At 69.9% G+C, this 25086-nt stretch carries 25 protein-coding genes and 1 tRNA gene; 6 read left to right on the top strand and 20 right to left on the bottom strand.

All coding sequences use genetic code 11. The features are described from left to right. Positions 1-116: 116 nt before the first annotated feature. Positions 117-587 carry an N-acetyltransferase family protein gene (locus AB2385_RS01695; protein ID WP_367653183.1) on the top strand — a complete coding sequence of 157 codons (471 nt, stop codon included), beginning with the start codon at positions 117-119 and terminating at the stop codon, positions 585-587. A 163-nt stretch (positions 588-750) separates the two neighbouring features. Further along, on the top strand, positions 751-1542 hold the full coding sequence (locus tag AB2385_RS01690; protein WP_367653182.1) for a DUF5995 family protein: 792 nt from the start codon (positions 751-753) through the stop codon (positions 1540-1542). A gap of 72 nt (positions 1543-1614) precedes the next feature. Here AB2385_RS01690 and AB2385_RS01685 read toward each other — a convergent pair whose 3' ends face one another. After that, the gene (locus AB2385_RS01685) at positions 1615-2970 is read right to left on the bottom strand and encodes a hypothetical protein (RefSeq protein ID WP_367653181.1); all 1356 of its coding nucleotides are present in this window, start codon (positions 2968-2970) and stop codon (positions 1615-1617) included. 556 nt (positions 2971-3526) lie between these two features. Here AB2385_RS01685 and AB2385_RS01680 point away from each other — a divergent pair. Continuing rightward, a complete protein-coding gene (locus AB2385_RS01680; RefSeq protein ID WP_367653180.1) occupies positions 3527-4381 on the top strand; it encodes an MBL fold metallo-hydrolase in 855 nt (284 codons plus the stop codon). A gap of 88 nt (positions 4382-4469) precedes the next feature. Here the strand turns inward: AB2385_RS01680 and AB2385_RS01675 are convergent, their stop codons facing one another. The 6 genes from AB2385_RS01675 to AB2385_RS01650 all read right to left on the bottom strand — a co-directional run bounded on the left by AB2385_RS01675 (position 4470) and on the right by AB2385_RS01650 (position 9501). Further along, positions 4470-5057 (bottom strand): HAD family hydrolase, encoded by a 588-nt coding sequence (locus AB2385_RS01675; protein ID WP_367653179.1) that lies wholly within the window; start codon positions 5055-5057, stop codon positions 4470-4472. A 12-nt stretch (positions 5058-5069) separates the two neighbouring features. Further along, a complete protein-coding gene (locus tag AB2385_RS01670; RefSeq protein WP_367653178.1) occupies positions 5070-6725 on the bottom strand; it encodes an ABC transporter permease in 1656 nt (551 codons plus the stop codon). Beyond that, a complete protein-coding gene (locus tag AB2385_RS01665; RefSeq protein WP_367653177.1) occupies positions 6725-7768 on the bottom strand; it encodes an ABC transporter ATP-binding protein in 1044 nt (347 codons plus the stop codon). The genes AB2385_RS01670 and AB2385_RS01665 overlap by 1 nt, the downstream gene beginning before the upstream one ends. A gap of 88 nt (positions 7769-7856) precedes the next feature. Beyond that, positions 7857-8933 (bottom strand): ABC transporter substrate-binding protein, encoded by a 1077-nt coding sequence (locus AB2385_RS01660; RefSeq protein ID WP_367653176.1) that lies wholly within the window; start codon positions 8931-8933, stop codon positions 7857-7859. 283 nt (positions 8934-9216) lie between these two features. Further along, the gene (locus tag AB2385_RS01655; protein WP_367653175.1) at positions 9217-9384 is read right to left on the bottom strand and encodes a hypothetical protein; all 168 of its coding nucleotides are present in this window, start codon (positions 9382-9384) and stop codon (positions 9217-9219) included. A gap of 32 nt (positions 9385-9416) precedes the next feature. Next, positions 9417-9501 (bottom strand) — tRNA-Leu (locus AB2385_RS01650). 227 nt (positions 9502-9728) lie between these two features. On the opposite strand from AB2385_RS01650, the gene AB2385_RS01645 reads away from it, so the two are divergent. After that, positions 9729-10937: an acyl-CoA dehydrogenase family protein gene (locus tag AB2385_RS01645; RefSeq protein WP_367653174.1), complete on the top strand. Its 1209-nt coding sequence runs from the start codon at positions 9729-9731 to the stop codon at positions 10935-10937. A gap of 52 nt (positions 10938-10989) precedes the next feature. Here the strand turns inward: AB2385_RS01645 and phoU are convergent, their stop codons facing one another. From phoU to AB2385_RS01595, 10 genes are all read right to left on the bottom strand, one after another. Beyond that, complete coding sequence (phoU, locus tag AB2385_RS01640) at positions 10990-11643, bottom strand: phosphate signaling complex protein PhoU (RefSeq protein WP_367653173.1); 654 nt, start codon at positions 11641-11643, stop codon at positions 10990-10992. Between the two features lie 25 nt (positions 11644-11668). Continuing rightward, on the bottom strand, positions 11669-11815 hold the full coding sequence (locus tag AB2385_RS01635; RefSeq protein ID WP_367653172.1) for a hypothetical protein: 147 nt from the start codon (positions 11813-11815) through the stop codon (positions 11669-11671). Positions 11816-12029: 214 nt separating this feature from the next. Continuing rightward, complete coding sequence (locus tag AB2385_RS01630) at positions 12030-12152, bottom strand: hypothetical protein (protein WP_367653171.1); 123 nt, start codon at positions 12150-12152, stop codon at positions 12030-12032. Positions 12153-12228: 76 nt separating this feature from the next. Beyond that, positions 12229-12876, bottom strand: a complete 648-nt coding sequence (locus AB2385_RS01625) for a hypothetical protein (RefSeq protein ID WP_367653170.1) — start codon at positions 12874-12876, stop codon at positions 12229-12231. A gap of 253 nt (positions 12877-13129) precedes the next feature. Further along, on the bottom strand, positions 13130-14986 hold the full coding sequence (locus AB2385_RS01620) for a hypothetical protein (protein ID WP_367653169.1): 1857 nt from the start codon (positions 14984-14986) through the stop codon (positions 13130-13132). A 74-nt stretch (positions 14987-15060) separates the two neighbouring features. Further along, the gene (gene paaD, locus AB2385_RS01615; RefSeq protein ID WP_367653168.1) at positions 15061-15597 is read right to left on the bottom strand and encodes a 1,2-phenylacetyl-CoA epoxidase subunit PaaD; all 537 of its coding nucleotides are present in this window, start codon (positions 15595-15597) and stop codon (positions 15061-15063) included. Continuing rightward, complete coding sequence (gene paaC / locus AB2385_RS01610) at positions 15594-16373, bottom strand: 1,2-phenylacetyl-CoA epoxidase subunit PaaC (RefSeq protein ID WP_367653167.1); 780 nt, start codon at positions 16371-16373, stop codon at positions 15594-15596. Before paaC ends, paaD begins: the two co-directional genes overlap by 4 nt. 27 nt (positions 16374-16400) lie before the next feature. Continuing rightward, the gene (locus tag AB2385_RS01605; protein ID WP_367653165.1) at positions 16401-16853 is read right to left on the bottom strand and encodes a hypothetical protein; all 453 of its coding nucleotides are present in this window, start codon (positions 16851-16853) and stop codon (positions 16401-16403) included. Positions 16854-16865: 12 nt separating this feature from the next. Then, entirely contained in the window at positions 16866-17795 is a 930-nt protein-coding gene (paaA, locus tag AB2385_RS01600) for a 1,2-phenylacetyl-CoA epoxidase subunit PaaA (protein WP_367653164.1), read from the bottom strand. A 65-nt stretch (positions 17796-17860) separates the two neighbouring features. Further along, a complete protein-coding gene (locus AB2385_RS01595; RefSeq protein WP_367653163.1) occupies positions 17861-18442 on the bottom strand; it encodes a TetR/AcrR family transcriptional regulator in 582 nt (193 codons plus the stop codon). Between the two features lie 273 nt (positions 18443-18715). Here AB2385_RS01595 and AB2385_RS01590 point away from each other — a divergent pair, with 273 nt between their 5' ends. Beyond that, the gene (locus tag AB2385_RS01590; protein ID WP_367653162.1) at positions 18716-19108 is read left to right on the top strand and encodes a hypothetical protein; all 393 of its coding nucleotides are present in this window, start codon (positions 18716-18718) and stop codon (positions 19106-19108) included. Positions 19109-19790: 682 nt separating this feature from the next. On the opposite strand, the gene AB2385_RS01585 is transcribed toward AB2385_RS01590, so the two are convergent. Next, positions 19791-21368 (bottom strand): CPBP family glutamic-type intramembrane protease, encoded by a 1578-nt coding sequence (locus AB2385_RS01585; protein WP_367653161.1) that lies wholly within the window; start codon positions 21366-21368, stop codon positions 19791-19793. Positions 21369-21775: 407 nt separating this feature from the next. Here AB2385_RS01585 and AB2385_RS01580 point away from each other — a divergent pair, with 407 nt between their 5' ends. After that, complete coding sequence (locus tag AB2385_RS01580) at positions 21776-22924, top strand: glycerate kinase (protein ID WP_367653160.1); 1149 nt, start codon at positions 21776-21778, stop codon at positions 22922-22924. A 50-nt stretch (positions 22925-22974) separates the two neighbouring features. Here AB2385_RS01580 and AB2385_RS01575 read toward each other — a convergent pair whose 3' ends face one another. Together AB2385_RS01575 and uppP are read right to left on the bottom strand one after the other, a co-directional pair. Beyond that, complete coding sequence (locus AB2385_RS01575) at positions 22975-23913, bottom strand: amidoligase family protein (protein WP_367653159.1); 939 nt, start codon at positions 23911-23913, stop codon at positions 22975-22977. Positions 23914-24237: 324 nt separating this feature from the next. Then, positions 24238-25032, bottom strand: a complete 795-nt coding sequence (gene uppP, locus AB2385_RS01570; protein ID WP_367653158.1) for an undecaprenyl-diphosphatase UppP — start codon at positions 25030-25032, stop codon at positions 24238-24240. Positions 25033-25086 lie beyond the last annotated feature (54 nt).

The following is a 25086-nucleotide window of genomic DNA, read 5'->3' as shown; positions in this document are numbered from 1 at the left end:
CGGGCCCCTGAAGCCTGCGGGCTCCTACATCCTATGGAGCGCCGCCCTCCGAGGTCCCAGGCACCTCCCACCGCCGGGCGGCGTACCGTGGGTGCACGGAAGGAGGGATGCGTCCCGTGGCGCAGGTGCGCTTCTGGCAACCGACCGACCTGCCCTGGCTTCTGGAGATGGCGGCGCGGACGGACTGGGAGATCCTCAGCCCCACCGACAGGGCGGTAGCCCGGCCCGAGGTGGTGCGGGCCAACTCCCACCGCAACCTGCTGGCCACCCTCGCCTCGCCGGGCGGGACGGCCATCGTGACCGAGGACGGGGGGCGGCCCGTCGGCTTCCTGCTCATCGGCATCCGGCCTGACGACCGCACGGGCGAACCGCAGGGGTACATGGCCGACATCTACCTCATGCCCGAGTACCGGGGCCGGGGCCTGGCCAAGCAGATGCACGAGCTGGGTGAGCAGTACCTGCGGTGGCTGGGCATCCGGCAGGTGACCAACTGGGTCCATGCCACCAACCCGCTGGGGCAGAAAGCTTCCCACGCCCGGGGCTTCCGGGTGTGGGGCGTGATGATGGAAAAGCTCCTGACCGGGTAAGTACACACTACATGTGCACGGCCCTGGACTGCGGGCCGAACCAGTTCCCCAATCGACCCGCAGGGGGCAGAACGGGCGACGACGCCCCAAATCGCGGTGCGGGCCGGAACCGCCACGGAGCGGGAGCACCGGATTTCACGGCAGTTCCGGGCCCGTACGGGGGGTGGAACTCATCCAGGACACAGCCCGGATGCGGATGGGCGGCAGAGACGTGGCCAGCATCGACGACCTGGTGGCCGTGTTGCAGCACCACCTGGATCGGTTCGACCGGCAGGGCGACCACCGCGCCGCCTTTCTCAGGGTCTACCGGCGCATGACGGAGGAGGTCCGGGAGCTGCTGCGCCGGCCGTTCTTCCTGGATCCGCCCTGGGTGGAGCGCGTCGCCATCCGCTTTGGCTGGTATTACTTCGACGCCCTCGACCGGTTCGAGCGGGGGAACCAGCCCCCGCCCGCCTGGGAGTATGCCTTCACCGTCGCCAAAGAAAAGCGGGCGTTCCTCCTCCAGGACATCCTCCTGGGGATGAACGCCCACATCAACAACGACCTGCCCCTGGTCGTGGCGGAGATCCTGCGGGCCGAAGGCGACGAGCGGGCGGTCTTCCGAACCGTGCGGCGCCGCTTCGACCACGACCAGATCAACCGGGTGCTGCACGACGTGATCCCGGCCGTGGAAAGCGAGATCGCCGACCACTACGGCCGCCTGATCCGTCCGCTCGGCCGGCTGCTGGGCGACCTGGACCGGCAGCTCACCACCTACGGACTCAAGACCTGGCGCGACCGGGTCTGGCGCAACGCCCGCTGCCTGCTGGCCGCCGAAACCGACCGGGAGTGGGCGCTGGTCGTCCGGTTCATCCAGCAGGACGCCCTGGACCTCGCCCGGGAAATCGACCGCTTCCCGCCCCTCCGGCTGCTGCGCCCGCTGGCGCGGCGGATGCGCCGCTGGCGTCTCTGTTGACAAAATCGCGTTATCAACTGTTAGAACATTGCGCGAAGTGAATATGTGGATATCCTGGCCGCGATGGTTGGACTACCCGCGCGCCAGCCACGCCTGCCGCTGGGGGCGGGAGGCCAGTCCGAGCAGAGTCAGCTCCACCGCGGCGCCGCAGAGCAGCGCGATGATGCCCAGCTGGGCTCCGGGGAGCCGGAAGATCAGGGCCCCTGCGTAGACGGCCGCCATCGTGGCGGCGCCGCCTGCGACGGCACCGGCGTTCACCACGATGGTCCGCCCGTCTTTCATCAGGAGGGCCTGCAGCCAGTTCTGCAGGGCGGTATAGAGCGGGAACGCCACGCCCCAGCCCAGCGCGGGCAGGGCGGCGTCAGCCAGGGAGGCCAGCCCGCCCTTGAGCCCGAGGACCCACTCCATGTAGCTCAGCCCCAGCGGCGTCGCAGCCAGCAGGGCCATCACCCCGGAGGCGGAGAGGCCGGCCGCCAGGGTGAAGCGGCGCAGCATCAGATAGGCCCGCCGGTCCTGCAGCAGCGTCAGGGCCACCTGCTGCACCATGCGGACCGCGTTGGCCACCATCATGATGGTCGTCCACGCCACCGGCCAGGCCGCCAGCCCGACCTCCGGGTTCACGGTGCGGGCGATGCCGCCGTTGATCAGGGGCCGCACGACGTTGACCAGGATCTGCGTCATCGCCAGCGGCAGGTACCAGCGGGCGATCTGGCCGACCGTCCGCGGGGCCCACTCGGGGGCCCTGGCAGCGGGGTCAGCCACGCCGGACCGGAGGATCGGCCGCGCCAGCCAGGTGACGGCCGCCGCCTCCACGATGACACTCACCACCAGCGCCACGCCGGCCACGGTGGCGCCGGGCGCCCGGCCCAGCACGCCCAGGATGGTCACCAGCGCCAGCGAGCCAATCCGGGCAAAGCCGGCGTAAGCCACCAGGCTCGACCGCTTGTGGATGATCAGCACGCCCTGGTAGTACCGGCGCCAGCCGATGGCCGCGGGCCAGAGGAGCATGGCCTGGAAGGCGGGCCGGGCGGCGTCGGCAATGGCGTCGGGCTGCCCCAGCACCCCGCGGAAGATCCAGTCGTACGCCGGGGTGAACGCCAGCAGGGCGTAGAGCGCGGTGAGCAGCGCGTTGGCCCAGATCATGAAGTGGCGCAGGGGCCGGTAGGTCTCCGGGTAGCGGCTGAGCAGGTTCGACGCGTGGAGCAGCATGATGATGGGACTCTCGAGCAGGATCGCCATGTTCTCCGCCACGGAGTAGGCGGCCAGGTGGGTCTCCGGGTTCGCCAGTCGCGTCAGGCCGATGGTGAGGATCGGCCCGGCGAGCACCATGATGACGTCCGAGAGCGAGAGGGGCAGGAACAGGCGGAGGATCGCCCCGTAGGTGAGCTCCCCCGCCCCCTGCCGTCGTCCGGTACCGGTGGTGGTCAAGGCTGCGACATCTCCTTGGAAAGCTTGAAATCAGGCCGATTCATTAATGATTGTACCCCGGTGCGGGGAAGCCCTGCTGCGACCTGCCCGGAACGTCGAATCGGGGCACCGCCGGGGCGGGCGGCTGCGACGGGCGCACCTCAACGGCAGCAGTCGGAGGCGGCACAGGTTGCCCTGGCCGCAAGGCCGACTGACCGGCGCCGCAGGGGGTCTCGCTTTGTGCGGTCCTCAGCCGCCCGCAACCAAAACCGCCCGGTGCCGTTCGGTCCCGTGCGCCGCCGGTCGCAGGCATCCCGGCCGGGCCGCTGCCTGCTCCAGATTTTGGATCACCGTGCGGGTGTATCCGACGGCCCGAGGTGCATAGGATGTAGCGAGACCCCCACCCGGCACAGGTCGCCCTGGCCGCAAGGCCGACTGACCGGCGCCGCAGGGGGTCTCGACGCGCGGGGGCGCGGCCGGGAACCCCCCTTTTCCCCGGGTCAGATCTGCTATACTGGCAGCGAGCGGGGCAGCCCCGCGACCTGTTACTCCGCAGCGCAGACAGGGGTGGAACGCCATGCCTGGCCCAGGTTTCGGTTTGCGGGTTGAACCCTTCCTGCCGTCGGTCACCCTCGTCACCCGTTCTCTGCCGGGCTCCTACGACTTCCCCGTGACGGCGGCCCTGGTCGCCGGAACCCGGCACCGGGTGGTGGTCGACACGCTCATCGAGCCGGCGGACATGGCCCCCTTCGCGGGCGCCACGCTGGTGGTCTACACCCACTCCGACTGGGACCACTGCTGGGGCACCGCCGCCTTCCCGGGCGTGCCGGTCATCGGGCACCGCCTCACCCGGGAGCGTCTGACGGCCCCGGAGGCGGACGAAGCCCTGGCCCAGATGCGCGCCGCGAACCCGGCCGCTTTCGCCAACAGCCAGGTCGTCCCGCCGGATCTCACCTTCTCCGATCGACTCACCATCGATGCCGGCGGGCTGACCGTGGAACTGCATCACCTGCCGGGCCATACGGCCGACTCGGCGGTGGTCCACGTGCCCGAACTGGGCCTGCTGCTGGCCGGCGACGCGGTGGAAACGCCGATTCCCACGCTCAGCGAGCCGGGGCACATCCGGCGGTGGGCCGCTTCCCTGCGGCAGTGGAGCCGGGCCGGGGTCCGGCACGTGGTGCCGGGGCACGGCCGGCCAGGCGGGCCGGAGCTCCTGGCGGAGAACGCCGCGTACATCGAGCGGCTGGCGGAGGCGGCCGAAGCCGGACTGGAGCGGGGTCAGAGCGTGGAGGAGATGGCCGCCGCCCTCCCCCTCACGGCCCTGCTGCCTGCGGCGTCGGTCGACCAGCTGCCGCCGTACTACCGACAGCAGCACCGCGAGAACATCGCCCAGATCGTCGCCGAGCTGAAGGCCGAGCGCACCGCCCGCTGATGCGGGCCGGGGCGCCCGGCGCCGCAATCCAAGACCCCCCGCCAGTTTCGGCGGGGGGTCAGTGCGTATTTGCGCCTGCTTGTAAGCGCTACTCCGCCATCAGCGCCAGAAGCGCCCGGCGGGTGGCGGCCACGTCGCCGGTGTGGCGGATTCCGTGGATGCCCAGGCTCCGGGCTGCGGCGACGAACTCCGGCACGTCGTCCACGAAGGCGACCGCGTCCGCCGGGAGCCCCAGCCGTTCCAGGGCCAGCCGGAAGATGGCCGGCTCCGGCTTGCGGCAGCCCACCTCGCACGACATCAGCACCGGATCGAACGGCGCCAGCACGCCCATGCGCCGCATGATCGCCACATGGGAAGCCTGGGTGTTGGAGAGGATGGCCGTCTTCAGGCCCCGCTCCCGCAGTTCGGCGGCCAGGGCCAGCATCTCCGGGTTCACCCGGAAGTGCTCCTCCCAGATGTCATCGAACGCATTCAGGGGAACCCGCCGGCCCGAGAGCCGCTCCCAGACGTCCTCCTCCGCCACCTCGCCCCGCTGGAGGGCCGGCATCGCCTCTTCGTAGGCCGGCGGCAGCGCGTCGCCCAGCCCCAGGCGCTGTGCCACCGCGCGCCGATACTCCTGCTCGCCCAGCGTGAAGATGACCCCGCCCAAATCGAAGATCACGGCCTTGATTGCCAAGCGCTTACCCTCCTACATCAGCAGGCCGCTGTCCTTGCCGGCCAGCTTGTTGAAAAGCCAGAGCGAGATCACGGTCACCAGGGTGAGAATCGTGCTGAGCGCGGCGGCGAGGCCGAAGTTGTCGGAGATGACCTGCGAGTAGATGGCCACCGGCATGGTGATGGTGCCGGCGTGGTACAGGATGATCGTGCTGGACAGCTCGTTGATGGTCGTCACCCAGGAGAGCACCGCGCCGGCCAGCACGCCCTTGAAGACCAGCGGCGCAGTCACCCGGAAGAACGAGGCGACGGGCCCGACGCCCAGGTTGATGGACGCCTCCTCCAGCGAGGGGTCGAGGGACGTCAGCACCGACGAGGCGGAGCGGACGGTGTAGCTGATCTTGCGGATCACGTACGAGATGATCAGGATCGTCGCCGTGCCGGTGAGGATGATCGGGGGCCGGTTGAAGGCGGTGATCAGCGCGATACCGATGACGGTGCCCGGCAGCACGTAGGGGATGAGGAGCGTCACGTCCAGCGCCGCCGTGGCCGCGTTGCGCCGGCGGGTGATCACGTAGGCCATCAGCAGGCCGGCGATGACCATGATGACGATGGCCACGGTGGAGAGCCGGAACGTGTTGGCCACCGCCCCGGGCACCCGGGCGAAGATGGTCCTGTAGTTGTCCAGGCCGAACTCGTTCAGGAAGATCGGTCCCTTCGCCTTCCGGAACGAGGAAACCATCACCACCACCTGCGGCAGGATCGCCACCAGCACCACCAGGTAGCAGAAGGCGGTGGCCAGGATCTTCTTGCCCAGGGGCAGGTCGACGACCCCAGGCGGCCGCAGGCTGCTCATGCTGAACGTCCGCCGGTTGATCCAGCGTTGCAGGAAGAGGGCCACGGCGGAGATGACCACCAGCCCCATCGAGAGGGCGCCGGCCATGCCGGGATTGCCTCCGATCTCATTCATGTACTCGGAGTAAGCGGCGATGGGCAGCAGCTGGAACCCCTCGCCGATCAGCTGCGGCGTGCCGAAGTCGGCCAGCGCGGACATGAAGGCCATCAGGGCGCCGGCGGAAATGGCCGGCAGCACCAGCGGCAGGGTGATGGTGCGAAAGCGGGTCCACCCGCTCACGCCCAGGTTGTCCGCCGCTTCCTCCAGGGAACGGTCGATCGACTGCAGGGCCGCCGCGGTGAACAGGTACACGTACGGGAAGAAGTGGAGGGAGAAGACCAGGATAATCCCCCGGGGCCCATAGATGGTGGGCAGCGTGATGCCGATGGCCTCCATCGCCCGGGTGATGATACCCGCCCGCCCCAGCAGCACGATCCAGGAGTAGGTGCCGATGAAGGGCGGGGAGAGCAGCGACAGGATGATCAGGGTGCGGATGAAGGGCTTGCCCGGCAGCTTGTAGCGGGTGAGCAGGAAGGCCATGGGAATGCCCAGCGCCGTGGCGAAAAGCGTGGAGACCGTACAGACCCAGAGGCTGTTGGTCAGGGCCCGCCGGTAGTACCGCTTGCCCAGGAAGGTGGCGTAGTTCTCCAGCGTAAAGCCGCCGTCGTCAGCGATGAAGGACTTGACCAGCAGCTGGCCCACCGGGTAGACCAGCACGATGGCCAGGAGCAGCAGCGAGATCGCCGTCACCCAGTGCCAGAACGTCCACTTCCGGAAATACCGCACGACCGCCATCAGTTCAGCACCTCACCCTGCGCACCGAAGACCGCCGCGGCGGAGCGCCGGAAGCCGAAGGTGGCCTGCTCGCCCACCCGGGGCGGGTCGATCTCGTTGGGGAGCCGGACCTCGATGCGCTGCCCCTCCGGGGTGCGCACGAACACCGTGGTGGCGCTGCCCACGAAGAGCGCCTCCTCCACGCGGCCGGTGAAGCTGATCTCGCCCTCACCGAGCGCAATCTTCTCCGGACGGACGGTCACCGTGCAGTCGCCGTCGGGGGCGGAGACCTCCCTTACCACGGCGCCCAGGACCCGCACCTTGCCGCCCTCCACCCGGCCGGGCAGCAGGTTGGTGGTGCCGATGAAGCCGGCGACGAAGACCGTCTGCGGGTGGAAGTAGATCTCGCGGGGCGAGCCCACCTGCTCCACGCGGCCCTGGTTCATCACGGCGATGCGGTCGGAGATGGCCAGGGCCTCCTCCTGGTCGTGGGTGACGTAGATGGTGGTGATGCCGAACTGCCGCTGGATGCGGCGGATCTCGGTGCGCATCTCGATGCGCAGCTTGGCGTCCAGGTTCGAGAGGGGCTCGTCCATGAGGAGCAGCTGCGGCTGGATCACCAGGGCGCGGGCCAGCGCGACGCGCTGCTGCTGCCCGCCGGAAAGCTGAGCCGGCATGCGGTCCTTGAGATCGGCCATCTTGACCATCTCCAGGGCCTCCATCACGCGCCGCTTCAGCTCCTCGCCCCCGACGCGCCGGGCCTTCAAACCGTAGGCCACGTTATCAAAAACCGTCATGTGCGGGAACACGGCGTAGTTCTGGAACACCATGCCTGTGTTGCGCTTGTGGGGCGGAACGTCGTTCACGAGCTGATCACCGAACCGCACGTTCCCCTCGTCCTGCTGGTAGAACCCTGCCAGCACCCGCAGGAGCGTCGTCTTGCCGCAACCGCTCGGTCCCAGCAAGGTGAACAGCTCCCCCGACTCCACCGTGAGGGAGACACCGGCCACCGCTGCGTGACCCTCAAAGCGCTTGACGACTCCTTCGATGGTGACCTTCGACATTCGCACGACCTCCACGTTGGCAAGTGGTACATCCCAATGAGGACAGTGGGGTGCTCCCGTCAAGGGAGCACCCCATCAGGGCCGGTGGTTACTCGACCACGATGTCCTTCCACTGGTCGAGCACCTCTTCACGATGGGTGGCCGCCCAGTCCATGTCGTAGTCCAGGAACTTGATCTTCGACACGTCCTCCAGGCCCTCGGGCGGGGCGACGTCGGTGCGCACCGGACGCCGGTTCAGTTCCTTGGCCACGTACTCCTGCATCTGCTGCGAGACCATGAAGTCGACGAACACCTTGGCGTTCTCCGGGTGCTTGGCGCCCTTGATGATGGCCACCGCATCAGGCACGTTGGAGGTGCCCTCCTCGGGGTAGATGATCCCAACGGGGCCGCCGGCAGCCACGTACTTGAAGGCCGCCTCTTCGTGCGTCAGGGCGAGCGCGTACTCGCCGTCGTTGGTGCCCTTCGGGCCCTGCGAGGAGGACCCCAGGATCTTGGAGTTCTTCACGATGTCGGCCATGACCTGCCAGCCCTTGCCGTCGTCCCGGCCCATGGCGTGCAGGACGGTCACCACTGTGGTGTAGGCCGAGCCGGACTTGGCGGCATCAGGCATGGCGATCTGGCCCGCCCACTTGGGGTCGGTCAGGTCGGCGAAGCCCTTCGGCGCCTGGTCAGGCGTCAGGAGGTTGGTGTTGTACATGATCACGATGGGCAGGGCGGTGAAGCCCGTCCAGCTGTTGTCCTTCGCCACGGTGCCCGGAGCCATCTTGTCGATCTCCTTGGGCACATAGGGCTGGAGGAGATCCTTGTTGGCCTCGTGGGTCTCGGCGCCGCCGCCGAAGATCACGTCGCCCAGCGGGTTGTTGGCCTCAGCACGCATCCGCTGGAACAGCTCGCCCGTGGCAGCGTAGACCACGGTCACCTTGATGCCCGTGGCATCCTCGAAGGCCTGGATCAGCGGTTCGTGGATATCGGCCTGGTGGGACGTGTACACCACGAGCTCCTTGGGCTCCTCCGACTTCTGGGGTTCCTGCTGCTGCTCTTGCTGCTGCCCGCCGCCGGCAGACGGAGTCTGCGTGTTGGGAGACTGCTGCGTGCCGCCACAGGCGGTGAGCACCAGAGCGAACAGGGCCAGGAGCGATACAGCCGTACGCTGGCGTAAGTTCATGGGACAACCTCCTGTTCAGTACATGGATGCAGCCACAGATTCTACTTCCGTTGCGCCAAGGTGAACCGCCGTTATTATACCTTTCCCCGCGCGGGTTGGGGAGCCGGTACATGATTTCCAGTACGAAGATGCACGTACGGTTAGTCATCACGAGTTATCCTGGAAACCATTCCACGCCCGATTGCGCCCTTGCCACGAAAGGCTTACCCGAAAACCGGCCGGTCATCGTTTGCTGCGGTAAGGGCCAGCGCGCTCCCCGTCTCGCCCGCGACGCCCGCCGTGCTCAGTGGAAGACAGGGCTGAAGAAGACCCCGATCAGCCAGGCCAAGAAGGCGACGGTCGCCGACGCCCGGCGGGCGCCCCCATTCACGCGGCATCGGGCGGCGAGGTGGAGCGCGCCGATGTACCCGATCAGGACCGTGACGTGGTTGATGAAACGAAACAGAGTCACCGTGGCGCCTGTGCGTCACGGTGACTCTGCTCTGGTGTCGGAGGCGGGACTTGAACCCGCACGGTGTTACCCATACGCCCCTCAAACGTACGCGTCTGCCAATTCCGCCACTCCGACGTTGTGCAACTGTATCATTGGAGTGCGGGGATGCGGCTTCCCCGCCGGGCGCAACGCCCGTATGCTGGTGGGGGAACGATGATCCCCGGTGACACCATGTTATTTTACACCACGACACGCGTTCGCTCAAGGGGCAAAAAAGGGCCAGTCGTGTCGGAAAGGTCCGGTTCCGCTGCAAGAGTTGCCCGCGTGGGCGGCGAATCATGCACTCGACGGAGGTGAGCCGTGTGATTCCTGGCCCGTGGTACTTCGGCCGCACGGAGATCGACTGGCTGGCGTACGAGCGTGCCAGCGAACTGGCCGACCGCTTTGCGCAGACGGCTGCGGAGTATGACCGCAGCGGGTCGTTTCCCTTCGCCCACTTCGACGCGCTGCGGGAGCAGGGGTACCTCGCCCTGACGGTGCCCACTGAGTACGGCGGCCTCGGCGCCGGCGTGCACGCCACCGTCTTCGCCCAGGAGCGGCTGGCGAGGGGCGACGGCGCCACGGCCCTCGCGGTGGGCTGGCATCTGTACGTGGTCGGCAAGCAGGCAGAGACCCGCACCTGGCCGGAGCCCATCCGCCGGCGGATCTTCGGGGAGGTCGTCGCCGAGGGGGCCCTGCTCAACGCGTGCGGTTCGGAACCCGAGACCGGCAGCCCCAGTCGGGGCGGCCTCCCCCGCACCACCGCCCGGCGTCTGCCCGACGGCTCCTGGGTGCTCAGGGGCCACAAGCACTTCACCACCCTGGCCCCGGTGCTCCGCTACTTCATCGTCTCCGCTACGCTGGCCGGCACCGAAGAGGCCGCGTGGTTCCTGGTGCCGCGGGAGTCGGAGGGGCTGCGGATCGAAGAGACCTGGGATGCCATCGGCATGCGGGCCACCGGCAGCCACGACCTGTGGCTGGACGACGTCCACCTGCCCGCCGACGCCCTGCTGGAGCCGACAGGCGACCGCACGCCGGGCCGCGCCGCGGGCTGGAACTTGCACGTGCCGGCCGTGTACCTGGGCATCGCCCAGGCGGCCCGGGACTTTGCGGTTCGCTACGCGGTCGAGCGGCGGACGGTGAACCCGCCGGGTCACCCGGAGCCCGCGAGCCCCCTGGTCGACCGCCCCCACGTCCAGCGGCTGATCGGCGAGATGGACCTGGCGCTGCTGCCGGCGCGCATCACCCTCATGGACCTCGCGTTCCAGTGGGACGAGCGGCCGGATTGGCGGCCCCACCTCGCCGATGCGGTAGCCGCCTGCAAGCCCTTCGTGGTGGAGACCGCCCTCCGGGTGGTGGACAGGGCCATGCGGGTGGCTGGCGGCGCCAGCCTCGCCCGGAGCCTGCCGCTGGAGCGCTACTACCGGGACGTAAGGGCGGGCCTGCACAATCCCCCGATGGAGGACGTGGTGATCAGCAACCTGGCGAAGGCGGCGATCCAACGGGCCAGTGCGGACCCGGCGGCGCCATGACGGACGCAGAACGAGGGGGCCGCTGGGGCCCCCTCGGCGGTTGCATGTGCCGCTACGTGTTCAAGTTGCTCAACTCGCCGGTGAGCTGGTAGATGGTCCACTCGCCCAGGTTGGTGGCGTGGTCGCCGATGCGCTCGAGCCATCCCGCCACGTGCAGCAGGTGGGTGGCCTGCCGCACCACCCGCGGGTCCCGCTCCATCATCTCCACCAGCTCGTCGAAGACGGCCTTGTACAGGGCGTCCATCTCGTGGTCGCGGGCGATCATGGCCCGGGCGGCGGCCTCGTCCTCGTCCACGAAGGCGTCCAGCGCCGCGCGCACCATCTCCTGGGCCAGGGTCGCCATGCGGGGGATGTCGATCAGCGGCTTGATCAGCGGCTCCCCCGCCAGCTTCTGCGTGACCTCCGCGATGTCGGTGGCGTGATCGGCCATGCGCTCGAGGTCGGTGACGATCTTGAGGCCGGTGCCCACGGTGCGGAGGTCGCGGGCCATGGGCTGCTGCAGCGCCATGAGCTGCAGACAGCGCATCTCGATGGTGATCAGCAGCCGGTCGATCTCGTCGTCCCGGTCGATCACCTGCTGCGCCAGGGCGGGATCCTGCCGGACCAGGGAGAGCACCGCGCTGTCGATCATCTCGCTCACCATCTGCCCCATGCGCAAGACTTCCTTCTTCAGGTCTTTCAACTCTGCTTCCAGCTTGTTGCGCACGTGCGTGCCTCCCTTTCCGGCCGCCCTAGTCCTGATCCAGCTGCTCGAGCCCCGCGGCCCGCAGGATCTCCTCGATCAGGTGGTGGTACTCGTCCGCCTGCGGCTTGCTGCGCTTCCCCGCCGGGATGTCGGTCCCAGTCTGCGCAGCCGGCCGTTCATACTTCGCCTGCATGCTGCTCGCCTCCTTCGGAAGTGAAGACGGCTACTTCGCATGGGCACGGAAAAAAGAACCCCCGGAACGCACCGGGGTTGCTGCAATCATGCTTTCTCTTCCCGAACGTCCTCCGACTGCTCTGTCTCGGTTCCCGCGCGATCCTGCCGCTTCTGTTCCGCTTATTTTACACCGGCGGCCCGGTGTGCGCAAGACCCATTCTTCCCTGGCCTTGCTACCGCAGCAGCCACTCGCTGACCAGCCAGGCCCCCAGCGTGAACAGCCCGAAGCCGGCCACCGTGATGACGGCACCGATGACGGCGGGCGACCGGTACCACTTGTTGCCGGACTCTGCCACGGCGCCCCCTCCTTCTTCGTCTCCCACTGCCTTATAGACGGCGCCGCCGGCGGTCTGGTTATCGTCTCGCACGAGGTCAGTACACCAGGTCCGCCACCGCGATGCGCGGTCCCGGGCGGAGCTTCGCCTCGATGCGCCCCGCTGCGTTGCGGTAGAAGAGCCTGTTGACGACGCCCACCAGCATGGCCTCCCGGGCCAGGTCCACCTGCGCCACCTGATCGCCGTAGAGGCAGCGGAGGATGGTACTCTGACAGTCCGCTGCGCTCTCCTCCAGGTCGGCGCCCAGCGACCAGTCAAACTCGCCGGCGATGACCGGCTCCCGCCCCGGCATCCGACGCCAGCGGGCCCGGTTCACCAGCCAGGCCGTAAGCGCCCGCCTGGCCGGTGTCGGCTCACTGAGCCGCCTGACGATGCCCTGCCTGAGCCGCTCGCCCACCGGTCCGTTCAGTACGGTCACGATCGTCCGCTGCAGTTCCTGGATGGAAGCCCGCCCGGCCAGTTCCAGGCACTCCTCATTCACGGCCAGCACCAGGTCCACCGCGGGCTCGCCATACCGGAGCATCAGGTTGGTGGCGATGAAACCGGCGTTCTCCTCCAGGGCATAGCCAGCCGAGGGCGGGGTGGGGTTGGAGGCCCACTGCCAGTATGCGTCCAGTGCGCGCTCGTCGCCGGCGTGGCGCTCGAGCGAGCGCTGCACCAGTTCCCTGACCTCAGCATTCTGCATGGGAAACCCCCCTCGGCCCTCCAGTATTGACCAGTTCGCGCCGACCCATACCCCACGGGGCTGCCGTACACCCGCTTCGTCTGTGCGCACATGCTATGCGCCCTGCGGGTGGAGTGCAACGGCGGCCGGCCCGGAAATGCCTGGAGCCGCCGGAAAGACGGCGCCCCCGCCGGGCGGCGGCCCGGCGGGGGCAAGAGACGGCCGAACGGAACTGCCGGCGACCCATCCGTGGGCCCGGTGGCGCCGCGGCACGTCAGCGCAGACCGCAGCGTGCCGCAGTCCCCGGCCACCGCACGACGTAGACGGCGTCGCCGTCCCAGCCGGCGGGAAGGCCATCGCCCAGTTCGAACCGGCTTCCGTCGGCCAGGTCGAAGACGAACACCCCCTCCCCCGGGCCCCTGGCGGTGAGGAGCCGGCCGCCGGAGCCGTGCCAGAAGGCTGTGCCGTGGCCGCTATCAGGGATGGGAATGGCGGGGCCCCCGTCCAGCGGGATGACCCAGGCCGTGTGCCCCGGAGCGGTCACCGCCAGGCTGCGGCCATCCAGGCTCCAGGCGAGCCGCGCCCCCGTGGCCGGAACCGGCACCGGCTCGCCCACCACCTGGCGCCCTCTCCGCTCCAGGTCGTAGATCACCAGACGGCTCGGGCCCGCGGGCCCCATCGGGTCCAGCGCCGCCACCCTGCGCCCGTCCGGGCTCCAGGCCGCCGTCGGCCCGAGGGCTTCACGCCCCTGCGGCCAGGCGGTCACAAACGCTTCCGCCACCTGGCGCTCCCCCGTCGTCAGATCCAGCACGATCAGCGGGGCCGTGGACGTCCCGTGGCCGCGGGGCTCGTCCTCCTCCGCTCCCCCGAGGTAGGCCGCCCGGTTCCCGTCGGGGGAGAAGGATGCGGTGGGTGGAACCGCTCCGGTCAGGAAGGGAGGCGGCGCTGTGCGCTCGCCTGCATCGGGTGCCCACACCTCCCAGGCCTGTGCGGCTTCCCCGGCGGACGGGTGGTTCAGCAGGCGCCCGCCCGCCCACCGGAGCGAGCCGGCCGCCAGCGGGAGCGGCAGCCACTGGTTCCGCACCAGGTCCACCACCCCACCGCGCCGCTCCCGCATTTCGCCCTGGAAGGACTGCCGGCCCCGCAGAGCGATGTAGTCCCCGTCGGGCGACGGCCAGGCCTCCGTGATCTCCGGCGGCAGGGTGACCAGGTGTTCGCTCTCCCCCGAATCCACGCTCACCCGCTCCAGGTAGGGCAGCGTGGCCTCGTTGCGCAGCGTCACCGGATAGCGGGCCACCGGCAGCCCGCTGCCGGCCGCCACGACGCGGCGCAGGTCCAGCGTGAGGCAGGCGGGGGCGCGCTCCAGTTCCACCGCCCAGCGGTAGCCCGGCTCCTGCGTGACGATCAGGGGCTGCTCCCCCTGCGCCTCCACGTCGGCCAGCCAGGCGGCAAAGCTCGCCGGGTCCACCTCCTGGTCGAAGGCCAGCCTGACCCAGAGCGGGCCATCCGGCACGACGGCCTCCTCGCCGGCGAGCAGCCGCAGCGTGCCGTCCGCGGCCCGGTAGGTGAGGATCACGGTGGGCTCCGCCCGCCGGACCAGGGTCACATGGGAGCCGCGCACGCCCTCCAGCCAGGCCTCCCACTGATCCGCCGGCGGGGCGGCGAACCGGGCCTGGATCGAGCCCAGCACGGTCCGCACTTCCGCGGGCTCCGCGCCCCGGGTGCGGAGGAGGTCGCGGTAAGGCCGGGCGTCGTGGGTGTCAAGCTGCCACGAGAGGAGGACGTCGCCGGAGCCCACCGCCACCTCGTCGACGCGGGGATCCAGGCTGAGGGCGGTCACCCCGTCCACCACGGTCCTGAGGGTGGAGGTGCCCCGGAACAGAATGCGGCCGAGCAGCGCGGGCGGGGCGCCCTGGCGGGCGCTGACGGTGGCGGCGGGTGCGGCGGCACCCTGGCCTGCGGTCCCGGTGGCGCCGGCCGGGGCCTCGCCGGTTCCCGCGTCAGCCGCGCCTGCACCACCCTCCCGGACGGACGGCGTCTCGGGCGCCGCAGGCATCCGGGAGGGCGTGGCGCAGGCTGCCATCAGCAGGCACAGCACCGCCAGCCAGGCCACGGGCCTCCAACCTCTCATCCTGATCACCTTCCGCACACTCTGCACTAGTCTGACGGCTGAGGAAGAGAGGCGGTTCAGGCAAGTGGCCCCGTTCACACGCTGCGCATGCCCTCGAAGGGCTGGCGGCAGCCGTCACAGTAGTAAATGGACCGGCAGGCGGTGGGGCCGAACAGGTTCTCGAGATGGGTGTCGAGCGAGCCGCAGTACGGACAGGGAGGCGCCTCGGTCGGAAGGATGAGCGTGAGCGGGGGCGGCACCGACGGATCCGCCCCGGCCCGTGCGGAGGACGGCGACGCCCGCGAGCAGGACGGCGGTGCGATGCCGAAGCTGCGGAGCCGTTCCCGCCCCTCCGGGGTGATGCGGTCGCTGGTCCAGGGCGGGTCGAGCACGAAGGCCACTTCCACCCCGGCGACCCCTTCCAGCGCGCCGAGCCGGGCGGCCACGTCACGCCGGATGATCTCCAGGGCCGGGCAGCCCACGTAAGTGGGCGTGATCTCCACGCGGATGCGCACGGCCCCGGCCGCCGTCAGCACCACCCGGTACACCATCCCCAAGTCCACGATCGAAACCGGCGGGATCTCGGGGTCCCGCACGTCGGCCAGGGCGGCCCAGACGGCCGCCTCCGTCACCACGCCGCATTGGGGGCGGTGCGGTAGACCTCCCCCATCGTCTCGAGCAACTCCGCCAGGTCGGCGGTGTGCTGCCCCCGCCGGCCGTCCGGAGAGGCGCCTTCAGGGTCCGGCCGGCCCGGCCACGCCAGCCCCACCTCGGCGAAGAGCGGCTGCAGCGCCGCCACCCACCGGTCCCACAACTCGGCCGGCGTGGCGGGGAAGACCGGCCCGGGCTCCACCTCGCCCGGGGAGAAGAGGCCGCCCACGTCCGGCCAGGCGCGGGCGACGCCTTCGGCCAGGCGCCGCCGGGACTCGTCGGTGCCGGTGGCCAGCCGCCGGAACCAGGTGGTGTGGTGGATCAGGTGGTACCGCTCCTCCCGCCGGATTTTCACCGCCGCCTGCGCCAGGGGGGCGTAGCTGGAGCCGGCGAGCACCTCCAGGCGGATCTGGTCGAACACGTCGTAGAACAGCCGCCGGGCGATGGTGTAACCCCAGTCGAACTGGGGCTGGTCGAGGTAGTTGCCCGGGCCGTTGGGCCGCTCCAGCAGCACGGCGTTCCGCCTGAGGGCCGCCGGACGCAGGAAGGCCAGATCGTCCGCCCGCCCTTCGCCCAGGTCGGCCAGCAGGTTGTAGAAGAGGGTGGCGTGGCCCACCTCGTCCTGGGCGATCGAAGAGAAGGCCACGTCCTCCTCGATGTGCGGAGCGAGCCCCAGCCACTCCGAGTCGCGGTGGCCCACCACCAGCTCGTCGTCCGCCAGCTGGTACAGCAGCGCAATCACGCTGGCTCGGTCCATCGGAAGTCCCTCCCCTGCGGGCGGCGCCTAGTCCCGCACGAAATCCTGCTCCAGGTCCAGCAGCGCCCGCCTGTACTTGCGCCACCGCTCGGCGTTGGCCTGGCTGTAGCCCGCTAGAGTGCGGTAGCGCTTGTCGGTCTCCCGGGCGAAGAAGTCGCGGTCGGCGTAGTCGGTGCGGTGGATGGCCTGCTGCTCCACCGCCCAGATGGAGACGGCGGCGTCGCGGCGCAAGAACTGCTCCCGCGCCAGCACGAGGGCCTCCTCGGGTCCGCCCGCCGCCACCGACCCCACCCACACGTGGGGGCTCAGGTGGTCTTTCTGGACGAAGATCTCGTAGATGCGGAACTGCCGCTCCGACCGTGCGGCGGTCCCCGCCTCGCCCGGCGCCTGCCGCACCGTTTCTGCCGGTGCCGCCGGTGCGGTGCCCAACGGGCCCGCTGGCACCTGCTCTGCAAACCCTGGCTTGCGCGCCGCGTCCATCGCCTCTCCCCCTTACACCGCCTGCGCCATGAGCGCCTCGCGCACCCAGCGCCCCTGCTCATACGAGAGCCGCCGGAGCCCCAGCCGGTACTGCGAGAGCGGCCCCTCGTTGCGGGCGATGGCCTTCAGCTTCGACCAGTCCGGCGGGGTGTAGACCCACCGCCCGGCCTCCTCGTCGTAGCGCAGGGCCGGGTCGGGGATGGTGAGGCCCAGCGCCCGGATGCGGGGCACGTACTTGGTGAGGAACTTCTGGCGCAGCTCCTCGTTGGTCTTGGTGCGGAAGCGGTACTTCAGCAGGATGGTGGCCGAGGGCGAGTTGGTCTCCGCCGGGCCGAAGAAGAGCAGCAGCGCCTCCCACCAGCGGTTGAGGGCGTCCTGGAGCATCTGCCGCTGCGCGGGCGTGCCCTCGGCGAGGGCGAGGCAGATCGACTCGCCGTGCTGGATATGGAACCCCTCCTCGGCGCAGACCCGCTGCAGCACCCGGGCGTACGGGCCGTACGACGAGCTGAGCAGCGCGGCCTGGGAGACCACGGCGGCGCCGTCCACCAGCCAGCCGATGATCCCGGCGTCGGCCCAGGTGGGGGCGGGCATGTGGAAGACGTTGTGGAACTTGCACTGGCCGGTGAAGAGTTCCTCCACCAGCTCCTCCCGGCCCTTGCCCAGGGGCGCCGCCAGATCCTCCGCCACCCGCAGGACGAGCTGGGCGTGGCCCACCTCGTCCTGCACCTTGGCCATGAGGCTGAGCTTGCGGGCCAGCGTGGGAGCCCGCGGCACCCACTCCTTTTCGGGCAGGGCGCCCATCAGCTCCGAGAGTGCGTGCATCTGCATGAACTTGATCATCGTGACGCGGTACTCGTCGGGCATCCAGTCGGTCGCCTCGATCTTCTCGCCCCGCTCCACGCGGGCCAGAAACTCCGCCCGGCGGTCGTCGCTGTAGGTCATGGCTCTCCCTCCTCTGGGCAGCGGGCCGTGGACGGCGAGGGGGCCCACGGCTCCCTGCCGGTCGCTCACGGGTTGCGCCGCAGCAGCCCCTCCGCGATGATGTCGTAGAACCGGTCGGCCACCTGCTCCGGGCTGAGGGGGCCGTCCGGCCGGTACCACTGGTAGGCCCAGTTGGCCACGCTCAGCACGAGCAGGCGGACGAAGCGCTGGTCCAGCGGCCGGAACTCGCCCGCCTCCACGCCTTCCCGGATGATCCGGGCCAGCAGGTCCTCGTAGGCCTGCCGGTGCGCCACGGCCTGAGCCCGGTGCTCGGGCGGGAGCGCCTTCCACTCGTGCAGGAACACGGCCGCTGCGGCCGGAGACTCGGCCACCACGCGGATGTGGGCGGCAAGTGCCCGGCGGAGCCGATCCCCCGCGGGGCCCGTTTCCGCCGCGATGGGCGCCACCGCCGCCTGAAAGCGCTCCGACGCCTGCACCACCGCCTCGTAGAGCAGTTCCGCCTTCGACCGCACGTGGGCGTACAGCGACCCGGAGAGGATGCCCACCGCATCGGCAATCTCCCGCACGGTTGTGGCGTGGTACCCCTTCCGGCTGAACAGGGTCACCGCCGCCGCCACCAGCTCCTCCTTCCGTCCGGACCGGGCCATCTGCTACCCCCTACCAAGCGCTTGCTTGTTCCCAGTTTATTCGCGCAAGTCAGTCCCGGTCAACAGGGAGTCGCGTCGAGGTGCCGTTACGGTTGCCTCCTCGGTGCCCCGTCCCCCCGTGACCTCCCGACCTGAGGGCGGGTCCTGGAAGGCCGGAGGCAGGAAACTCGAGTACCCAGGGCGAATCGTAAGAAGACTTTCGGAGACTTTTTGCCAGTGATGAGTACGAGCAACCATTTCCGGGAAGTATGGGATAGACGGAGGGATTCCACCATGGCCCAGGCCACAGCCGGCAACGGGGGCGCGGAGGCGTACTACTCCACCGCACGAACCCTCGGCACTGGCACGACCAGCACGATCACCCTGAAGATCTGGAAGCTGCTGGACGACTACCTCGTGAAGTACGGGCGCGCCATGAGCGCGTCGGAGCTTTCCGCCGCAACCGGGCTGACGGTCGAGCAGATCGACCAGATCTTCGCCCAGGAATACTATCAGAAGTACTATGGGTTCCGGCGCTTCAACAGCCTGGAAGAGTGGCGTCAGTGGGCGCTGGAGACCGGGGTCCTCTACAACCCTGAGTTGCACAAGCCCGACCCGGAGCCGGACCAGGAAGGCCCCGCTCCCGAAGGTCCGTCCGGGGAGGAGCCCAAGCCGGACGAGGCATAGGATCGCTCCTCCGCTTACAACGCCATCGTGGAAACGCAAATCCGGGCGCCCAATCGGCTATGCCCGGATTTTGCCTGCTCGCCGCGGACCGCAGGTTGCCCCCTGCAGTCCGCTCGTTTCTCGCCCGTGGCCGGTCGCATCTGCGTTGACGACCGCCTGGGACTGGAGAGGCCTGTGGGCGGCCGCCCAGGTGGGGGGTGCCCCGTGCCGTCCGCTCTGTTCGCAGCGGCTGTTGATGACGACCGGGGACAGCTGGCCCCTTGGATCGCTCACTTTGCCGGCTACTTACCGACGTCCGCGGCAGTGGCAATCCGCCGGCACGACGATCAACAACAACGGCGAACAGAGCGCACGCGGCGGGAGTACACTCCCTCGCCACCGGCCGACGCCCGCTCCCCCGCCAGCCGTCGGCGCCCCGTGGGACGGGACCCATCCACCTTGACCAAAAGTCAGAGTTAAAGGTATAGTTGGATCTATCAGATGTAGAGAAGGGAGGCCGCCTCGTGTTTGACTTCCTCCTCAGCGTCGAACACGAGCCGGTCCCGGCGCTGCCCCGCAACTCCAACGGGAAGATCCTGAAGCACGAGCTGCGCAGACGCTGGCTCTAGCTTGGGCCGGCCGTGCGCACACCGCATGGAAGCGGGGGTGCCCCTGGTGGGGCACCCCCGTTCGAATCGTGATCCTACTCTGTTCGCTGTTCCACGAGGCGGTACGAATGGCCCACGTAATCGAACCGGAGCAGCGTGTGGGGAGCGTCAGCGGCGTACCACGCCTCCAGCCGGTCGCCCAGCGTGGCCTGCCACGCATCGCCTGTCTCCGCCCTGGCCCGCGTGAGAGAGAGTCCGACCGGCTCGATGGCCGGCGCCGAGGTCCCAGACTCCGGGTTCCACTTCAGGGGCGTCGCGAGGGCTATCATATCCGTCCGCTCCTCCGTCATGACGGCCAGGGAGAGCCGCCAGGGCAGCTCCTGGGCCAGGACGGCGCCAGCCGGCAGCGCCATGCTCGCGGAATGCTCGCTGGCGCCCCCGGGCATGGTCACCCGCACCGTGAGGCGCAGCCCGTCGCCCGCCGGTTCGACCCGGGTCTCGTGGCGGACCGCGCTCTCCGTCCACGACACCCGATCGCTCAGCTCCAGCAGCCGGAGGTCCGCCCTGTTCCACCGGATGGCGATCTCCCCCGTGGTCGCGTCGGACTGGAAGGTGGAGCCCCCCTGCTCGACGCGCCACGCCTGGTTGGCGGAGGTGCAGCGCAGCGCGTAGCTGGTGGGCTCGGGGGTAAGGCGGCATTCCATGCTGCCCACCACGTCGTCGGCGACGTTGCGGATCTCGTAACGCCAGACCTGCGGGCGCTCGAAGGTGACAGCCTCCAGCGCCGGCGGTTCCGCGGGCACCGCAGGCGCAGCGCCGGGCACGGAGATCACACCGGTCTCGGCCGCCGCGGCCAAGACGTAGACCGCCGCGAATGGGATCAGGGGCCAGAGCCCGCCGAGTCCCGTCCGGGCGGCGCGTTCCCCCTCGCCCGCCGAGGGCGCCGGGCTGAGCCGCAGGAGGCGGCGGAAGGCGACGAAGCCCGCAAGGAGCATCGCCAGCATGATCCCCATCAGCAGCGGATCGGGCAGAGTCACGCCCAGGGCAGAGAGCAACAGGATGGTCGCCGACACCGAGTTCTGCGCCGCGTGGGCCAGCACGCCGGGCAACAGCGATCCCGTCCGCCAGCGGAGGGCGCCCAGGGCGAAGGCCGCGGGCAAGAGCCCGGGCAGACCCTGCAGGCGCAGATGGTAGAACGCGAACAGCAGGGCCGAGCCCACCACGGCCCACCGGGGGCCACAGAGCGCGTAGGCCCGGAAGATGTAACCCCGGAAGAGAATCTCCTCGCAGACGGGCGCAAACACCGTAAGGGCCACGAAGAGGACGAGGCCGGCGGCAACGGACTCGGGCGACGTCAGCCCCGGCGCCTGATACCCGGTGAAGGCGATCATCAGGCCTGTAATCGACGTCCCGAGCGCCCACGCGCCGAAGCCGATGGGGATGGCCAGCCGCAACTCCTCGGGGCGTGCGCCCCGCCAGGCCGCCGCCTCACGCCAATCTGCGCCCTCCCGCCGGATCAGCAGCAGCGTGGGCAGGAGGATGCAGACCAGTTCGGTGAAGATGAGCCCGCTGCCGACATCCAGGCGCTGTGCGAGACTGCCCGGCAGGATTACCAGGACGACGGTAACCAGGAGCAGGAGGTTGGCGTTGCGAATCGCCTGCTGCACGTGCACTGCGGGCCCTCCCCTCTCGTGTCTGTTAACCCCGAGTATAGCTATGCCAAAACGGTAGGAATATAGGGATATAGAACTAATTAAGGCATGTGCGTCTCGCCCACTCCCGCTGCTGCACCCGCCCTGCACGGGCGGAAGGGCACAGGCCCGCAGGGTGCCGTCCCGGAACCCCGGCACGCTGCACCGGACCGTGCTCGGCAACGATGTAGCCGCCCCGCGTCGCACACCGGCGGAATGGTTCACATGGCCTACGACCCCCTGGCCGGTTTTTCCTGAGTCAAAATAGGCACAAACAGCCAGAGGAGAATCGGACCCTGTCGGGAAACGTCCGGACGCCGCACGGGGGGCAGGATCCTGCGGTCCGTCAAGTGCCGTCGGACGCAACTCAACCCCTGGGAGGGCTTGCCATGAAGATCGTGATCGCCCCAGACTCCTACAAGGGCTCCCTGACTGCGGCCCAGGTGGCGGAGGCGATGGCCGCCGGGGTGCTGCGCGTCCTCCCCGATGCCGAGCTCGCCCTGGTACCCATGGCCGATGGCGGCGAGGGCACGGTGCAGGCGCTGGTAGACGCCACCGGCGGCCGGCTGATCACCACCGCGGTCCGCGGGCCCCTGGGCGAGCCGGTGCAGGCCACGTTCGGCATCCTCGGCGACGGCCGGACGGCCGTCATCGAGATGGCCCAGGCCTCCGGCCTCCCCCTGGTTCCCCGGGAGCGCCGGAACCCCCTCATCACCACGACCTACGGCACCGGCGAGCTGATCCGCCGCGCGCTGGACGAAGGCGCGGCGCGCCTGATCATCGGCATCGGCGGCAGCGCCACCAACGACGGCGGCGCGGGCATGGCCCAGGCCCTGGGCGTGCGGCTGCTGGATGCCGCCGGACAGGACCTGGGCCCCGGCGGGGCCGAACTGGCCCGCCTGGATCGCATCGACACGAGCGGCCTCGACCCCCGCCTCAGCGCCGTGGAGATCACGGTGGCGTGCGACGTCGACAACCCCCTCACCGGCCCCCGGGGCGCCTCTGCGGTCTTCGGGCCGCAGAAGGGCGCCACGCCGGAGATGGTGGCGCAGCTGGACGCCGCCCTGCGCCGGTGGGCCGAGGTGATCCGCCGCGACCTGGGCAGGGACGTGGAGAACGTTCCGGGTGCCGGCGCCGCCGGCGGCCTGGGGGCGGGGCTGATGGCGCTGCTGAACGCCCGGCTCCGCCGCGGCGTCGAGATCGTGGTAGAAGCCACGGGCCTCGAGCGCCACCTGACGGATGCGGACCTCTGTCTCACCGGTGAGGGCAACACCGATTTTCAGACCGCCCACGGCAAGACCCCAATGGGCGTGGCCCAGGCCGCCCGGCGCCACGGCGTGCCGGTCATCTGCATCTCCGGCGGACTCGGGCGGGACCACCGGCGCATCTACGATGTGGGCATCGATGCGGCGCTCCCCATCGTCCCTGGGCCGGTGGACCTGGACGCGGCCATGGCCAGCGGCGCCGCCTACGTGGCGGATGCCACCGAGCGGGCGCTCCGGCTCGTGGCCGTGGGTATGCGGTTGCGCCGGGCGTGACGGCCAGGGCGCAGGGCAGGACCCGAGATGTGCGAAGCGGTGCGGGTCCGTCAGGCGGGCTCCAGCCGCCACCCGTCTGGCCGGGGATGGGCCAGGAAGGAGGTGCAGCGCTGGTCCGGCCCCTCGGCCGTGACCCGGAAGCCGGCGGTGACGGGGCGGATGGAGAGAATCTCCGCCCCGGACAACCGGGCCCGCACCAGGGGCTCCAGCACGGGCAGCAGCACATCCTCCATCCACATGCGCTCCCGGTACCAGAGCGGCGCGGCCTGAGGCGGCGGGTAGCCCGCAACGGGCGCACCCAGGGCCTCGGCCAGCGCAGCCGCCGCCTCCGTGCCAGTCGCCTCCGGAGCCCGCTCCCCTTCGGGTGCGGTGCCGAGGCGCCCCTCCCCCACCGCGCCGACGAAGCGCAGGCAGAGTTCCACCGTGTTCACGACCGCATCGTACTCGAGCGAACCGTTGGCGTAGCGAATCTCTACGGACCCGTAATCGAACCAGGCCGCCGCGTTCACACCGCACCGGTGCGACTGCGGCCGCCCGCGGTGCACCAGCGCCTGCCGCTCGGGCCGCATCAGGTACCGCTCGCGCATCGCCGGTACCACCGGAGGGCAGTAGATCAGCCGGTGCTCGGCCGTGCTGAGCAGCGTCTGCAGCGCCTCCTGGTGCGCCAGGGCGGCGTCAACCAGGGGCAGCACGACATCCTGCCCCCACGGCTCCAGCCCCACGTGCACATGCAGTCCGCAGCTCCAGTTCGCCCGGGCACCCGCGGCCGCGAGCCGGGCCAGCATCTCCCGGATCTCGCCCCGGTCCCGCCACAACAGCGGCGGAGAGATGAGTTCGGCACCCGACGCCTCGCCCGTGTCATCTATCTGCTGCTCGTCGAGGAGCATCTTCCACCCGGGCAAGAGCACCACGCCCCCCGGGTCTCCGCCCACGAACTCGATCTCCACCCCGAACCGGAGCGCTTGCCAGTCAACCGCCTTCGGCCACATGCTCTTCCTTCCTTTCCTTCTCAGATGCAGCCTGGGACCTCATCTGAGAAGGAGGAGCCCGGGCCTAAAGCGGGGCCTGCTGGGGGACCACGGGCCGATCACCTCCCATGCCCGCCTGTGAGCTGCTGGCGCGGACACCAACGGCCCAACGCCGGGGCACGGGTTCCCCCGCCGCCGACATGACGGCGGCGGGCGTCCGGCGGGCACCACCAGGAGTGCACGGGCGCCCGCGAAAAGCGGCATCGCCGTCCAGGGCGGTGCCGCTCTCCATATGCCCACTGCCGACGAGCCGAGGGGCGGGGCTCACAGCCCACCGCCCGTCGCTCACGCGCCCCGCACCAGGAGCAGGAGAACGGCCAGCGCCGCCACGATCGCCCGGTACCACGCGAACACCAGGTACGATCCTTTCTGCAGGTACTGCAGCAGCACGGCGATCACGGCGTAGCCGCTCACGGCCGCGGCGGCGACCCCGGCGAAGAAGGCCGGGGTGAACATGGACGGGTCCGCGTCGGGGATGACCAGGATGGCGCCGCCCAGGATGATGGGCCAGCCCAGCAGGAACGAGACCCTGGCCGCCGTCTCCCGGTTCAGCCCCAGGCCCAGGCCGGCGGTGATGGTCGCACCCGACCGGGACACGCCGGGGATCACGGCCAGCGCCTGTGCGAGGCCGATCCAGATTACGTCGGACACCCGGATCTCCTCCAGCGAGCGCCGCTTGGCGCCCAATCGGTCCGCCAGGTAGAGGATCAGGCCCACCACGGCCAGCAGGATGGCGATGGACAGGATCGACTGGCGGAAGACCGCTTCGACCATGTCCTCCATCAGCACGCCGAAGATTGCCCCCGGTACCGTGCCCAGCACGATGCCCCAGGCCAGGCGGCCCGCGGGCGTCCGGGTGCCCCGGGTGAGCCCTTCCACCGCCAGGTTCAGCAGGTCGCGCCAGAAGTAGATGGTGACCGCAATCAGGGTACCCACGTGCAGGGCCAGGTCGAAGGCCAGGCCCGAGCCCGGCCAGCCCAGCACCCAGGGCACCAGGATCAGGTGCGCGGAACTGGAGATGGGCAGGAACTCGGCGAGCCCCTGCACGATGCCAAGAACAATCGCCTGTAAAACGGTCACACCGATCCTCCTCACGTGTTGACGGTCGGCGGCTCGGGCAGCCACGTGGCCCGC

Origin of the sequence: Symbiobacterium sp., from assembly GCF_040797425.1 — a bacterium.
Lineage (GTDB): Bacteria > Bacillota > Sulfobacillia > Symbiobacteriales > Symbiobacteriaceae > Symbiobacterium.
Note: the sequence above shows the minus strand (reverse complement) of the source record. Positions and strands in the feature narration are given on the sequence as shown.

What these genes read in the sequence shown, in the direction of transcription:
- AB2385_RS01635 (WP_367653172.1), bottom strand. Translation starts at nt 11,815, where the DNA reads ATGCAGGCGAAGTATGAACGGCCGGCTGCGCAGACTGGGACCGACATC.
- paaC (WP_367653167.1), bottom strand. Translation starts at nt 16,373, where the DNA reads ATGGACCGAGCCAGCGTGATTGCGCTGCTGTACCAGCTGGCGGACGAC.
- AB2385_RS01590 (WP_367653162.1), top strand. Translation starts at nt 18,716, where the DNA reads ATGGCCCAGGCCACAGCCGGCAACGGGGGCGCGGAGGCGTACTACTCC.
- AB2385_RS01595 (WP_367653163.1), bottom strand. Translation starts at nt 18,442, where the DNA reads ATGGCCCGGTCCGGACGGAAGGAGGAGCTGGTGGCGGCGGCGGTGACC.
- paaA (WP_367653164.1), bottom strand. Translation starts at nt 17,795, where the DNA reads ATGACCTACAGCGACGACCGCCGGGCGGAGTTTCTGGCCCGCGTGGAG.
- AB2385_RS01670 (WP_367653178.1), bottom strand. Translation starts at nt 6,725, where the DNA reads ATGGCGGTCGTGCGGTATTTCCGGAAGTGGACGTTCTGGCACTGGGTG.
- AB2385_RS01625 (WP_367653170.1), bottom strand. Translation starts at nt 12,876, where the DNA reads ATGCAGAATGCTGAGGTCAGGGAACTGGTGCAGCGCTCGCTCGAGCGC.
- AB2385_RS01665 (WP_367653177.1), bottom strand. Translation starts at nt 7,768, where the DNA reads ATGTCGAAGGTCACCATCGAAGGAGTCGTCAAGCGCTTTGAGGGTCAC.
- AB2385_RS01605 (WP_367653165.1), bottom strand. Translation starts at nt 16,853, where the DNA reads ATGGACGCGGCGCGCAAGCCAGGGTTTGCAGAGCAGGTGCCAGCGGGC.
- AB2385_RS01680 (WP_367653180.1), top strand. Translation starts at nt 3,527, where the DNA reads ATGCCTGGCCCAGGTTTCGGTTTGCGGGTTGAACCCTTCCTGCCGTCG.
- AB2385_RS01575 (WP_367653159.1), bottom strand. Translation starts at nt 23,913, where the DNA reads ATGTGGCCGAAGGCGGTTGACTGGCAAGCGCTCCGGTTCGGGGTGGAG.
- AB2385_RS01660 (WP_367653176.1), bottom strand. Translation starts at nt 8,933, where the DNA reads ATGAACTTACGCCAGCGTACGGCTGTATCGCTCCTGGCCCTGTTCGCT.
- AB2385_RS01620 (WP_367653169.1), bottom strand. Translation starts at nt 14,986, where the DNA reads ATGAGAGGTTGGAGGCCCGTGGCCTGGCTGGCGGTGCTGTGCCTGCTG.
- AB2385_RS01580 (WP_367653160.1), top strand. Translation starts at nt 21,776, where the DNA reads ATGAAGATCGTGATCGCCCCAGACTCCTACAAGGGCTCCCTGACTGCG.